12 protein-coding genes and 1 tRNA gene are annotated in these 12,710 nt (G+C 70.8%); 10 read left to right on the top strand and 3 right to left on the bottom strand.

Features of this window, described 5'->3' with window-relative positions; all coding sequences use genetic code 11:
• Positions 1-120: 120 nt before the first annotated feature.
• A complete protein-coding gene (gene tpa, locus I7S92_RS15060; RefSeq protein ID WP_197645798.1) occupies positions 121-1,500 on the bottom strand; it encodes a hypotaurine--pyruvate aminotransferase Tpa in 1,380 nt (459 codons plus the stop codon).
• A 159-nt stretch (positions 1,501-1,659) separates the two neighbouring features.
• Here tpa and I7S92_RS15065 point away from each other — a divergent pair, with 159 nt between their 5' ends.
• The 4 genes from I7S92_RS15065 to I7S92_RS15080 all read left to right on the top strand — a co-directional run bounded on the left by I7S92_RS15065 (position 1,660) and on the right by I7S92_RS15080 (position 5,897).
• Positions 1,660-2,328, top strand: a complete 669-nt coding sequence (locus I7S92_RS15065) for an ABC transporter ATP-binding protein (protein ID WP_197645800.1) — start codon at positions 1,660-1,662, stop codon at positions 2,326-2,328.
• Positions 2,325-4,682 (top strand): FtsX-like permease family protein, encoded by a 2,358-nt coding sequence (locus I7S92_RS15070; RefSeq protein WP_197645802.1) that lies wholly within the window; start codon positions 2,325-2,327, stop codon positions 4,680-4,682. Before I7S92_RS15065 ends, I7S92_RS15070 begins: the two co-directional genes overlap by 4 nt.
• A gap of 58 nt (positions 4,683-4,740) precedes the next feature.
• Entirely contained in the window at positions 4,741-5,727 is a 987-nt protein-coding gene (locus tag I7S92_RS23605; RefSeq protein WP_494337053.1) for a lipocalin-like domain-containing protein, read from the top strand.
• A gap of 96 nt (positions 5,728-5,823) precedes the next feature.
• Positions 5,824-5,897, top strand: a tRNA-Cys gene (locus tag I7S92_RS15080).
• 90 nt (positions 5,898-5,987) lie between these two features.
• Here I7S92_RS15080 and I7S92_RS15085 read toward each other — a convergent pair.
• On the bottom strand, positions 5,988-6,569 hold the full coding sequence (locus I7S92_RS15085; protein WP_197645806.1) for an NADPH-dependent FMN reductase: 582 nt from the start codon (positions 6,567-6,569) through the stop codon (positions 5,988-5,990).
• Between the two features lie 163 nt (positions 6,570-6,732).
• Here I7S92_RS15085 and I7S92_RS15090 point away from each other — a divergent pair, with 163 nt between their 5' ends.
• From I7S92_RS15090 to I7S92_RS15105, 4 genes are read left to right on the top strand one after another with little or no spacing between them, the layout of a single operon-like run.
• Positions 6,733-7,422, top strand: a complete 690-nt coding sequence (locus I7S92_RS15090) for an aspartate/glutamate racemase family protein (RefSeq protein WP_197645808.1) — start codon at positions 6,733-6,735, stop codon at positions 7,420-7,422.
• A 4-nt stretch (positions 7,423-7,426) separates the two neighbouring features.
• Positions 7,427-9,298, top strand: a complete 1,872-nt coding sequence (gene cobT, locus I7S92_RS15095) for a cobaltochelatase subunit CobT (RefSeq protein ID WP_197645818.1) — start codon at positions 7,427-7,429, stop codon at positions 9,296-9,298.
• Positions 9,299-9,357: 59 nt separating this feature from the next.
• The gene (locus tag I7S92_RS15100; RefSeq protein WP_197645820.1) at positions 9,358-11,154 is read left to right on the top strand and encodes an aminopeptidase P family protein; all 1,797 of its coding nucleotides are present in this window, start codon (positions 9,358-9,360) and stop codon (positions 11,152-11,154) included.
• 8 nt (positions 11,155-11,162) lie between these two features.
• The gene (locus I7S92_RS15105; RefSeq protein ID WP_197645822.1) at positions 11,163-11,501 is read left to right on the top strand and encodes a DUF427 domain-containing protein; all 339 of its coding nucleotides are present in this window, start codon (positions 11,163-11,165) and stop codon (positions 11,499-11,501) included.
• On the opposite strand, the gene I7S92_RS15110 is transcribed toward I7S92_RS15105, so the two are convergent.
• Positions 11,488-11,898 carry a SufE family protein gene (locus I7S92_RS15110; protein WP_197645824.1) on the bottom strand — a complete coding sequence of 137 codons (411 nt, stop codon included), beginning with the start codon at positions 11,896-11,898 and terminating at the stop codon, positions 11,488-11,490. The genes I7S92_RS15105 and I7S92_RS15110 overlap by 14 nt on opposite strands.
• Before the next feature lie 120 nt (positions 11,899-12,018).
• Between I7S92_RS15110 and I7S92_RS15115 the strand changes: the two genes are divergently transcribed.
• Entirely contained in the window at positions 12,019-12,477 is a 459-nt protein-coding gene (locus tag I7S92_RS15115; RefSeq protein ID WP_242070226.1) for a hypothetical protein, read from the top strand.
• 78 nt (positions 12,478-12,555) lie between these two features.
• Positions 12,556-12,710 (top strand): helix-turn-helix domain-containing protein (locus I7S92_RS23505; RefSeq protein ID WP_197645826.1); only part of this gene is annotated, 155 nt, incomplete at its 3' end.

Below are 12,710 nucleotides of genomic sequence, written 5' to 3' on the forward strand. Positions count from 1 at the left end.
GGTGGTGTGTGGTGGGTGGTTGTCGCCCGGCGGGGGGGGGGGGGGGGCCCCCCCCCCCCCCCCCACCGCCGCGGTCGCGGGAAGGGCGCCGTCCCCGGACACCCTTCCCGCCCGAAAGACCTAGCCGAACACCCGCGTCAGGGCGCCGTCGATGGCTCCGGTGATCTGGTCGATGTCGTCCTTGGTCGCGATCAGCGCGGGCGACAGGCACAGCGTGTTGTTCAGCCCCGGAATCGAGCGGTTGGTCATGCCGATGATCACGCCCTGCGCGTTGCAGTCGGCGACCACGGCGGCGACCTTCTTCTCGTCGGCGGGCTCCTTGGTGCCACGGTCGGCCACCAGTTCGGCGCCGAGGAACAGGCCCTTGCCGCGGACGTCGCCGATGACCTTGTGCTTCTCCATCAGCGTCTGGAGGTTTCCGAGGCAGTAGTCGCCCATCGCCACGGTATTGGCCAGAAGCCCCTCGTCCTCGATGATCCGCATGTTCTCCAGCGCCGCGGCGGGGCCGGAGGTGCAGCCGCCGAAGGTGGAGATGTCGCGGAAATAGCTCATCGGATCGTTCGGGTCGTCCTTGAACATGTCGAAGACGCGCTCGGTCGTGACGGTGCAGCTGATCGCGGCATAGCCGGAGGCGACGCCCTTGGCCATGGTCACGAAATCGGGCTCGATGCCGTAATGCTGGTAGCCGAACCAGGTGCCGGTGCGGCCCACGCCGCAGACGACCTCGTCGATGGCGAGGAGGATGTCGTATTTGCGGCAGATCTCCTGCACCCGCTCCCAATAGCCGTTCGGGGGCACGATCACCCCGCCGCCCGCGGTGACGGGTTCCAGGATCAGGCAGCCCACGGTATCGGGGCCTTCGCGCAGGATCACCTCCTCGATGGCGTCGGCGGCGCGTTCGCCGTAGTTCGGAACGTCCCATTGCGCCCGGTATTCCAGGCAATGCGGCACGCGGACGAAGCCTTCGGGGAAGGGGCCATACATCTTCGCCCGCTCGTCCTGCCCGGCGCTGGCCAGGGCGGCGATGGTGGTGCCGTGGTAATCGCGGTCGCGATACAGGATCTTCCATTTCCTGCCGCCGTGGTGCCGGTGCGCGATCTGGCGCACCATCTTGTAGACCTTCTCGTTCGCCTCGGACCCCGAGTTCGAATAGTAGACGCGGGACATGCCCGGCATCTTCTCGATCAGCTTCTTCGAGAAGAGCGCGCCGGGCACCGACCCCGCGGCACCGGCGAAATAGTTCATCCGGATCAGCTGGTCGCGCACGACATTGGCAATGGATTCACGGCCGTAGCCGACGTTGACCGTCCAGACCCCGCCCGAGACGGCGTCGATATGTTCCTTGCCCTTGGCGTCCCAGACCCGCATCCCCTTGCCCTCGACAATGACGCGGGGATCGACGGTCTCGTACTGCTTGTGCTGCGAGAGATGGTGCCAGACATGGGCGCGGTCGGCCTCGACCACGGCGCCGATGTCGTTCATGCCTGCAAAGCCTTCCATGGCCGCTTCCTTTCCAGATCGCATTCGCGCGACAGTATCGGGGATCGCGCCCGGCCCGCTTAGGACCAGAGCCGGCCCGCCGCTATAGCCAGCCTGCCGCCCGCGCCCCGGCAGGCGGGTTGAGACTGGCGCAAGGATGCTAGATCGTGGCGCGGCGCAATGCGAGGGGCCGAGGTGCTGGTCGTCGACGACATCCACAAGTCCTATCCCACGGCCGAGGGGCCGGTGCCGGTGCTGAGCGGGGTGAGCCTTGGCCTTGCCGCGGGCGAAAGCCTGGCCCTGACCGGCGAGTCGGGCAGCGGCAAATCCACGCTTCTGCATCTGGCGGCGGCGCTCGACCGGCCGGACCAGGGCGGGATCACGCTGGCGGGCACGCCGCTGGCGGGGCTGGACGACGCCGGGCTGGCGCGCCTGCGCCGCGACCGGATCGGGATCGTGTTCCAGCAGTTCAATCTGATCCCCTCGCTGACGGTGGCGGCGAACCTGGCGTTCCAGGCCCGGCTCGCGGGGCGCCACGACCCGGACTGGACGGCGGAACTGACCGGGTCGCTTGGCCTTGAGGGGCTAGAGCGGCGCTACCCGGACGAGCTTTCCGGCGGCCAGCAGCAGCGCGTCGCCATCGGCCGGGCGCTTGCGGGACGGCCGGGGCTGATCCTGGCCGACGAGCCGACCGGCAACCTGGACGAGGCGACGGGCGCGGCGGTGCTGGGGCTGATGCTGGGGCTGGTGGCGGAAACCGGGGCGGCGCTGCTGATGGTCACCCATTCCGAGCGGCTGGCGGCGCGGCTGGACCGGCGGCTCCACCTGCGCGCAGGAAGGCTGGCATGACGGCGCTTTCCGCCCTTCTGTCGCATTGGCGGCGGCATCCCCTGCAACTGGCACTGCTGCTGCTGGGCCTCGCGCTCGCCACCGCGCTCTGGTCCGGGGTGCAGGCGATCAATGCCGAGGCGCGGGCGGCCTATGCGCGGGCGGCCTCGGTCCTGGGGCAGGACCGGCTGGACCGGCTGGTCGGGCCGTTGACCGTTGCCCGCTATGCCGAGCTGCGCCGGGCCGGCTGGCCGGTCTCGCCGGTGCTGGAGGGTCGGGCGGGCGGGCTGCGGGTGCTGGGGATCGAGCCCCTGACCCTGCCGCGCGAGGCGGCGGTCAGCGGCCTGCCGGCACTGGCCGAAGCCGGGGCGCTTCTGGCCGGGGAGGTGGCGCTGGTGCATCCCGAGACCTTGGGCGCCGAGGCGCTTGCCGGGCTGGAGCTTCTGGCCTCGGACGGGATACCGCCCGGCACGGTGCTGGCCGACATCGGCCTGGCCGAGCGGCTTCTGGACCGGCGGGGCGAGATCAGCGCGCTGATCCTCGATCCCGCGCGCCCCCTGCCCGGTCCGGTCCCCCCGGACCTGCGGTTGCAGAAACCCGCGCCGGAGGACGGGCTGGCCCGGCTGACCGACAGTTTCCACCTGAACCTGACCGCCTTCGGCTTCCTCGCCTTTGCCGTCGGCATCTTCATCACCCATTCCGCCGTCGGCCTCGCCTTCGAGCAGCGCCGGCCGGTGTTCCGCACCCTGCGCTCGCTGGGCGTCTCGGCCCGGGGGCTGGCGGGGCTGGTGCTGCTGGAACTTCTGGCGCTGGCGCTGGTCGCGGGGGTGGCGGGAGTGGTGCTGGGCTATGCGGTGGCGGCGGCGCTGCTGCCGGACGTGGCGGCGACGCTGGGCGGGCTTTACGGCGCGCCGGTGCCGGGCGGGCTGGAGCTCAGGGCCGAGTGGGGAGCGGCCGGGATCGGCATGGCGCTGGCCGGCACGCTGGTCGCGGCGGCGGGGGGGCTCTGGCAGGTCTGGCGGCTGCCGATCCTCGCCAGCGCGCAGCCGCGCGCCTGGGGGCGGGCGAATGCGCGGGCGCGGGCGGCGCAGGCGGTCGCGGGGCTGGGGCTGTGGGGGATGGCGGGGCTGGCGCTTGGGCTTGGCTCCGGGCTCTGGGCCGGGTTCGCGGTGCTGGCGGGGCTTCTGCTCGGGGCGGCGCTGCTGCTGCCGGCGGTTCTGGCCGGGCTGCTGGCGCTGGCGGGACGCGGCGCGAGGTCCATACTGGCCGAGTGGTTCTGGGCCGACACCCGCCAGCAGCTTCCCGGCCTGTCGCTGGCGCTGATGGCGCTTCTGCTTGCGGTGGCGGCGAATGTGGGGGTGGGGACGATGGTCGCAAGCTTTCGCGCGACCTTCACCGGCTGGCTGGACCAGCGCCTGGCCTCGGAGCTTTACCTCACCGCGCCCGATCCCGCGACGGCCCGGGCGATGCGGGACTGGCTTCAGCCGCGCGTGGCGGCGATCCTGCCGATCGTCGAGGTGGAACAGGAGTTTGGCGGCCAGCCCGGCAGCGTCTACGGCCTGGTCGACCACGCGACCTACCGCGAGAACTGGCCGCTTCTGTCGGCAAGTCCGGAGGTCTGGGACCGGGTCCGCGACGGCGGGGGCCTGCTGGTCAACGAACAGATGGCACGGCGGCAGGGGCTTGCCCTGGGGGATGAAGTGGACCTGCCCGGAGGGATCTTGCCGGTGGTCGGGGTCTATTCCGACTACGGCAATCCCTCGCCGCAGGTGATCCTGGGCCTGACCGCGTTCCGCGCGCGCTATCCCGATGTCGCCGAGCTGCGTTTCGCCCTGCGGCTCCCCGCGGACGAGGTGGAGCGGCTGGCGGCCGATTTGCGCGCGCGCTTCGGCCTGGGCGAGGAGGCGGTGGTGGATCAGGCCGGGATCAAGGGCTTCTCGCTGCAGGTCTTCGAGCGCACCTTCGCGGTCACGGCGGCGCTGAACGCGCTGACGCTTGGGGTGGCGGGGCTGGCGATGCTGGCCAGCCTGCTGACGCTGGCGGGCCTGCGCCTGCCGCAACTCGCCCCGGTCTGGGCCATGGGGCTGACAAGGGGAAGGCTGGCGCGGCTGGACCTGCTGCGGACGCTGGTGCTTGCCGCGCTGACCGCGCTTCTGGCGCTGCCGCTGGGGCTGGCGCTGGCCTGGGTGCTGCTGGCGGTGGTGAACGTCGAGGCCTTCGGCTGGCGCCTGCCGATGCGGGTCTTTCCCGGCGACTGGCTGGTGCTGGTCCTTGCCGCGCTCGCCGCCGCGCTGGTCGCGGGCGCGCTGCCGGCGCTGCGGCTGGCGCGGACCACGCCCGCCGCGATGCTGAGGGTTTTCGCCAATGAACGCTAGGGCTTGCCTGCTGTTCCTGATCCTGTCCGCTCCTGCCGCCGCGCAAGGTTTCGCCGAGATGGGCGCCCCGGCCGGAGACTTCGCCCTGCCCGATCCCGCCACGGTGCTGGAGTTCCCCGCCGACCACCTGCCGCATCCCGGCTTCCGCATCGAATGGTGGTACCTGACCGCGAACCTGACCGCAGCGGACGGCACGGAGATGGGCGCGCAATGGACGCTGTTCCGCAGCGCGCTGGCCGCCGGCGGGGGCGAGGGCTGGCAGAGCCCGCAGCTCTGGATGGGCCATGCGGCGGTGACCACGCCCGAGGCGCATCACGTCGCCGAACGGCTGGCGCGCGGCGGGGTCGGCCAGGCCGGGGTGACGCCGGAGGGCGGCTTCCGGGCCTGGATCGACGACTGGCGGATGCTCTCGACCGCCGCGCCGGGCGAGGATGCGCTGGCGCGGCTGGCGCTGACGGCGAAGGGCGGGGATTTCGGCTATGCGCTGGACCTCGTGGCCGAGGGGCCGCTGGTGCTGCAGGGTGAGCACGGCTATTCGGTGAAATCCGCCGGCGGGCAGGCAAGCCACTATTATTCGCAGCCCTTCTACCGGGTGACGGGCCGGCTGGATCTGCCCGAGGGCGCGGTGGCGGTCGCCGGCAATGCCTGGCTGGACCGGGAATGGTCCTCGCAGCCCCTGGCGGCGGATCAGACCGGCTGGGACTGGTTCTCGCTCTCCTTCGACGGCGGCGGCAAGCTGATGGGCTTCGTGCTGCGCGACGGCGGGGCGGGGTTCGCCTCGGGCACCTGGATCGACCCGGACGGCACGCCGCATCCGCTGGCCCCCGGCGCCCTGCGGGCCGAGGCCCTGGAACGCGCCGAGGTCGCGGGGCGCGCGGTGCCGGTGGCCTGGCGCCTGCGGCTGGAGGCGCGGGGGCTGGACGTCACCCTGCGCGCGCTGAACCCGGCGGCCTGGATGGCGGTCTCGGTGCCCTATTGGGAGGGGCCGGTGCGGGTCACCGGCAGCCACCCCGGCCGGGGCTATCTGGAGATGACGGGCTATTGAGACAGGCAGTGCGCCACGGCGATCGGGGGCAACCCATGGCCACATCTGCCCCTTGCGGCCCCGGCTCTGATCCGCTATCCCCTCCCCACCTCCGGCGGCGGGTTGGCGGAGAGGTTACGCAGCGGATTGCAAATCCGTGAAGACCGGTTCGATTCCGGTACCCGCCTCCATAATCCCGGCAAAGAAAAGGCGCGGCGGTCCGGTGGGATGCCGCGCCTTTTGGGTTCGGGGCCGGTGCGGGCTGCGCCGGGCCGGATGCCTCAGCGCGCGGCCTTCGTCGCCTTGGCCCACCAGAGGATGTCGTCCAGCAGCGCCTTGGCAGAGGGCAGGATCGAGGCCTCGACGTCGGACAGGTTGCCCGAGCCGCCGAAGCCCGGATGCACCTTGAAGAAGTCGCCGCCGCCGATGCGGACGTTGTTGCGCACCGGGGCCATCTGCAGCTCGACGCCGATGTTCTGCAGGTGGCCGAGCGAATTCGCCCCGCCCATCGAGCCGTAGGAGACCGCGCCGAAGGGCTTCCTCGCCCATTCGACATAGGCCTGGTCCAGCGCGTTCTTCAGCACGCCGGGGAGCGAGCGGTTGTATTCCGCCAGGACGAAGACATAGCCGTCGAACTCGGCGATCTTCTTCTGCCACTTCTGTGCGGTCGGGTCCTGCGTCGGGGCCCAGGCGTTCGAGGCGACTTCGTCGAAGAAGGGCATCGGGTAGTCGCGCAGGTCCACGACCTCGACATCCATGTCGCCGCGGGCCTCGGCCTGGGCCCTGATCCAGGCGGTGGGGATGTCGGCGAAACGGGTCGGGCGGGTCGAGGAGACAATGATCGCGATCTTCGGATTGGCCATGGTCGGTTCCTTGGAAGTTGGAAAATCTCTGCCCCACTATCCGGCACCGGGGGGCGGGATGCAAACTCCCCAAACCCGCGCCGGTTCTGTGCGGGGACGCACGGCGGCGACTTGCCGCCTGCCGCCGGGGGTGGTTAAGTCGGGGCTCTGACGGGGGGTCTTCATGCATATCGGTCTGATCGGCGGCATCGGCCCCGCGGCGACGGTGGTCTATTACCAGAGGCTCTGCGCGGCGATGGCGGCGCGGGGGAAGCGGCTGGAGCTGACGCTGGTCCAGGCCGACATCCACGAGCTGATCGCGAACAACCTGGCCGACCGCCGGGTCGAGCAGGCGGCGGTCTATGCCGGGCTGATCGACCGGCTGAAGGCGGCGGGGGCGGAATGCGCGGCAATCACCTCGCTGGGCGGGCATTTCTGCTATGACGAGGCGGCGGCGCGGTCCTCGCTGCCGCTCGTCTCGGCGGTGGCGCCGCTGGACGCGTTCTTTGCGGCCGAAGGGATCGGCTGCGTGGGCCTTCTGGGCACCCGGGTGGTGATGCGGACGAAGCTTTACGGCCAGCTTGCCCGGACCCGCGCCATCGCGCCTGAGGACGAGATCGAAGAGCTGGGCCAGCTCTACCAGGAGATGGCGGTTGCGGGAAGCTGCGACGCGGCCACGCGGGCGCGGTTCCTCGACGCGGGGCAAAGGCTGGTCGAGCGGGGGGCGCAGGCGGTTGTGCTGGCGGGGACGGACCTGAACCTGGCCTTCGACGGGCGGGAAACCGGCTATCGGGTGATCGACGCGCTGGATGTGCATGTGGCGCTTCTGGCCGATCTGGCCTCTGGCAGCCGCGCGATTGAGGGATTAGGCTGACGACATGAGCAAGCCCAGCGACAACCCCGCCGATCCGTTCAAGAAAGCCCTGGCCGAGGCCACCCGCACCATGGCGGATGACCCGGAGATGACCGTCACCTATTCGGTCGATCCCGCGGGCATGAACAAGGAGGGCGTCCGCCTGCCCCAGGTCAGCCGGAGGATGACCCGGGACGAGGTGCTGCTGGCGCGCGGGACGGCGGACAGTTTCGCCCTGCGCCGCAAGTACCACGACGACGGGATCGCGGCGCGCTATGCCCCGGCCGGCCCCCTGGCCCGCGACATCTACGAGGCGATGGAAGCCGCCCGCTGCGAGGCGGTGGGCGCCCGCGCCATGCCGGGGACGGCCGGCAACATCGACGCCAAGATCGCCTATGAGGCCGACCGCAAGGGCTATGGCCAGGTGACCCAGGCCTCCGATGTGCCGCTGCCGGTGGCGGCGGGCTATCTGGTGCGGCAGATGGCGACCGGGCGGCCCCTGCCGAAATCGGCCGAGCACGCGGCCGAGCTCTGGCGCGGCTTCGTCGAGGAGCAGGCGGGGGAGACGCTGGCGAACCTCGACCATGTGCTGGCCGACCAGGCCGCCTTTGCCCGGCTGGCGCGGAAGGTGATCGCCGATCTCGGCTATGGCGACCAGCTGGGCGACGACCCCGATGCGCCGGACGAGGATGCGGGCGAGGACCAGGCCGAGGAGGACCAGGACGCGCCCGATACCTCGGGCGAGGAGCAGGAGGAGGGCGAGGAGGCCGAGGCCACGCCCGAGGAGAGCCAGGAGGAGCAACAGGACCAGTCCCAGGCGCAGGTCACGATGGAGGACAGCGCCGACATGGAACAGGGCGACGAGACGGAGCTGCCGGAAGGCGAGGCCCCGCTGGAGCCGCCGCCGCCTGCGCCCCATTCCGACGCGGACCCGAACTATGCCGTCTACACCACGGATTTCGATGAGGAAATCCGCGCCGAGGAACTGGCCGAGCCCGCCGAGCTGGAGCGGCTGCGCGCCTATCTGGACCAGCAGTTGGACCCGCTGAAGGGCGCGGTCAGCCGGTTGGCGAACAAGCTGCAGCGCCGGTTGCAGGCGCAGCAGAACCGCAGCTGGGAGTTCGACAAGGAGGAAGGCATCCTCGACGCCGGGCGCCTGGCGCGGGTGGTGGCGAACCCGACCATGCCGCTGTCGTTCAAATGGGAGAAGGACACCGAGTTCCGCGACACGGTGGTGACGCTCTTGCTGGACAACTCGGGCTCGATGCGGGGGCGGCCGATCTCGATCGCGGCGATCTGTGCCGATGTGCTGGCCCGGACGCTGGAACGCTGCAACGTCAAGGTCGAGATCCTGGGCTTCACCACCCGGGCCTGGAAGGGCGGGCAGAGCCGCGAACGCTGGCTGGCGCAAGGCCGGCCGCAGATGCCGGGGCGGCTGAACGACCTGCGCCACATCATCTACAAGTCGGCGGATGCGCCCTGGCGGCGGGTCAGGCCGAACCTGGGGCTGATGATGAAGGAGGGGCTTCTGAAGGAGAACATCGACGGCGAGGCGCTGGAATGGGCGCATCGCCGGATGCTGGCCCGGCCGGAGGCGCGGAAGATCATGATGGTGATTTCCGACGGGGCGCCGGTCGATGATTCAACCTTGTCCGTCAACCCCGCGAATTACCTGGAAAAACACCTGCGCGACGTGATCGCCATGGTCGAGCGCCGCCGCGCGGTGGAGCTGATCGCGATCGGCATCGGCCATGACGTGACGCGCTACTACCAGCGCGCGGTCACGATCACCGATGTCGAGCAGCTGGCGGGGGCGATGACCGAGCAGCTGGCCGCGCTGTTCGAGGTCGATCCGAAGAAGCGCGCCCGGGCCCTGGGGATGCGGCGGGCGAGCTAGGCTGGCCTCGCAGCTGCCGAGATGGCGCGGAATGAGTATTTTTGCCAAGAGGAAGCCGCATGTTCCAGAGCTTTGACAGCCCGGCCTCGCCCGACCAGGGGCCGCCGCGACTGGCCCTGCTGCGGGCGCGGCTGGCGGGGCTGGGGCTGGACGGCTTCCTTGTCCCGCGCGCGGATGCGCATCAGGGCGAATATGTCGCAGCGCGGGACGAGCGGCTGCAATGGCTGACCGGCTTCACCGGCTCGGCCGGGTTCTGCGTCGTGCTGCCGGGCGCGGCGGGAGTGTTCATCGACGGCCGCTACCGGACGCAGGTGAAGGCGCAGCTGGACCTTGCGGCCTTCACCCCGGTGCCCTGGCCCGAGGTCAAGCCGGGCGAGTGGATCCGGCAGAACCTCAGCGCCGGGCGGCTGGGCTTCGATCCCTGGCTGCACACGGCGGAGGAGATCGGGAAACTTGAGAGATCGCTTGAGGGCAGCGGCGTAACACTTTCCAGATGCGTGGAAAATCCGGTCGATCTGATCTGGCCGGATCAGCCTGCCGCCCCCCTGGGCAGGGTCTTTGTCCAGCCCGAGGCGCTGGCCGGGGAGCCCCATGGCCAGAAGCGCGCCCGTCTGGCAGGGGACTTGCGCGCGGCGGGTCAGCGGGCGGCGGTGATCACGCTGCCCGACTCGATCTCCTGGCTTTTGAACATCCGGGGCGCGGATGTGCCGAAGAACCCGGTGGTGCATGGCTTTGCCGTCCTGCATGACGACGGCAGGGCGGACCTGTTCTCGGATCCGGCGAAATTCGACGCGGCGGTCCGGGACCATCTCGGCCCCGGGGTCGCGCTGCACCCGCCGGGAGAATTCGCCGCCGCCCTTTCCCGGCTGGCCGGGCCGGTGCGGCTGGACAAGGGCTCGGCCCCGCTGGCGGTCGCCGACCTTCTGCGCGCGGCGGGGATCGAGGTGCACTGGGACGAGGATCCCTGCAAGCTGCCCAAGGCGCGCAAGAACCCGGCCGAGATCGCCGCGACCCGCGAGGCGCATCTGCGCGACGGGGCGGCGATGACCGAGTTCCTGTGCTGGCTGGACCGGACCGCCCCCGGCGGGCTGACCGAGATCGCCGTCGTCCAGGCGCTGGAGGGCTTCCGGCGCGCGACGAACGCGCTGCATGACATCAGCTTCGACACGATCTGCGGCGCGGGGCCCAACGGGGCGATCGTCCACTATCGGGTGACGCGCGAGACCGACCGACCGCTGCGCGCGGGCGAGCTCTTGCTGGTCGATTCGGGCGGGCAATATGTCGACGGGACGACCGACATCACCCGGACCATCCCGATCGGCGATCCGGGGAACGAGGCGCGCGCCGCCTATACCCGCGTGCTGCAGGGGCTGGTGGCGTTCAGCCGGGCGCGCTTTCCCAAGGGGCTGGCGGGGCGCGATCTGGATGCGCTGGCGCGGTTCAACCTCTGGGTCGCGGGGCAGGATTACGACCACGGGACCGGGCATGGCGTGGGGGCGTTCCTCTCGGTGCATGAGGGGCCGCAGCGGATCAGCCGGCTGTCGGATGTGCCGCTGGAGCCGGGGATGATCCTGTCGAACGAGCCGGGCTATTACCGCGAGGGGGAATTCGGCATCCGGCTGGAGAACCTGATCGTGGTCGAGGAGGCGCCGCCCCTGGGCGACAACCGGGCGCAGCTGGCCTTCGGGACGCTGACCTGGGTGCCCTTCGACCGGCGGCTGATCCGGGCGGACCGGCTGTCCCCGGACGAGCGGGACTGGCTGGACGCCTATCACGCCGGGGTGCTGGAACGGCTTGCCACGCGTGTCTCGGGCGCCACCCTTCCCTGGCTACGGGCCGCCTGCGCGCCGCTTTGAGGGAGGCCATGGCCCATATCACCATCGTTCCGGTCGAAGGACAGGTCACGGTCAGCGCCGGGGGGGCGGTGCTGGGCCGCTCTGCCCGCGCGCTGGAGCTGCGCGAGGCCGGGCATCCGCCGGTGGTCTATGTCCCGCGCGAGGACATGGACATGGGGATACTGGAGCGGTCGGCGCGGGTGACGACCTGCCCGTGGAAGGGGGAGGCGAGTTACTACTCCCTGCGGACGCCTGCGGGGCTCATGCCGGATGCGGTCTGGTCCTATGAGGCGCCGAAGCCGGAGGTGGCGGCGATCGCGGGGCATCTGGCCTTCTACCCCGACGAGGTGACGGTCAAGCGCGGCTAGCGGCTTCCTCGCGGATGCGCTGGACCATGGCGCGCAGCCCGTTCGAGCGCTGGCTGGAGAGGTGTTCGTCCAGGCCGAGGCGGCCGAGTTCCGCCGCCGCATCCACCGTGCCGACCTCGGCCAGCGGCAGGCCGGAATAGAGCGCGTGCAGGACGGCGACGAGGCCGCGGACGATCATCGCATCCGAGTCGCCCTGGAAATCGAAGCGCCCGCCCTCGATCACCGGGCGGAGCCAGACCTGGCTGGCGCAGCCCTGCACCTTCAGCGCGGGGACCTTGAAGCTGTCGTCCAGGGGCGGCATCGCCTTGCCCAGCTCGATGACATGGCGATAGCGGTCCTCCCAGTCGTCCAGGAATTCGAAGGTTTCGGCGATGTCCTCGAAGGCTTCGGTGGCCATGGCTTGCTCCGCTCTCTGCCGCTGAGGTAAGCGCGCGCGGGGCAAAGGTCCAGCCCGGAGAAGTGCTTTTCAAACGCGCCTCCATCGGCTACCCAAGGGCAAGTGTTCAGGAAATCCGCCATGTCCCTTGCCCGCCCCCTGCTGCTGCTGACCCTCTGCGCCACCCTTGCGGGCTGCGGCGGGTTCCGGGAGAGCCGGCTGAACCCGCTGAACTGGTTCGGCCGGTCGCAGCCGCGCGAGGCGGTGGCGGTTCAGGCGCAGCCGGGCGACCCGCGGCCCTTGGTCGAGACGGTGGTCGGCATGTCGGTCGAGCCGATGCCGGGCGGCGCGATCGTGCGGGCCCGGGGGCTGGCGCCGACGCAGGGCTGGTGGGCGGCCGAGCTGGTGCGGGCGGAGACCGCGACCGAGGGCGCGCTGGTCTACGAGTTCCGCCTGCTGCCGCCGACGGGCCCGGCCGATGTAAGCACCCCGCAGTCGCGGGAAGTGGACGTGGCGATCTTCGTGTCGGACTACAAGCTGGAGCAGGTCGGCGAGATCGTGGTCCAGGGGGCGACCAACGCAAGGTCGGCGCGGCGCTAGCTGTGAATTCTCAGGAGGTTGTTCACCCGACGCGGGGTTAGGCTGCAATCGCCAAACTCCAGCCGAGGACCCCGCAGGATGAACAACCCGCACCAAGGTGCCCGCTTTACCGTCTACAGTCGAGAGCAGATCGTCGCCCGCCTCTGCGCGGGACAGAAGGCCGCCGAGGTGGCTGCCGCTTTCGGTGTTTCCCTCCGAACCGTGCGCAAGTGGCTGGCGCGGTTCCGCGCGGG

Origin of the sequence: Tabrizicola soli (assembly GCF_015999335.1) — a bacterium.
GTDB lineage: Bacteria > Pseudomonadota > Alphaproteobacteria > Rhodobacterales > Rhodobacteraceae > Tabrizicola > Tabrizicola soli.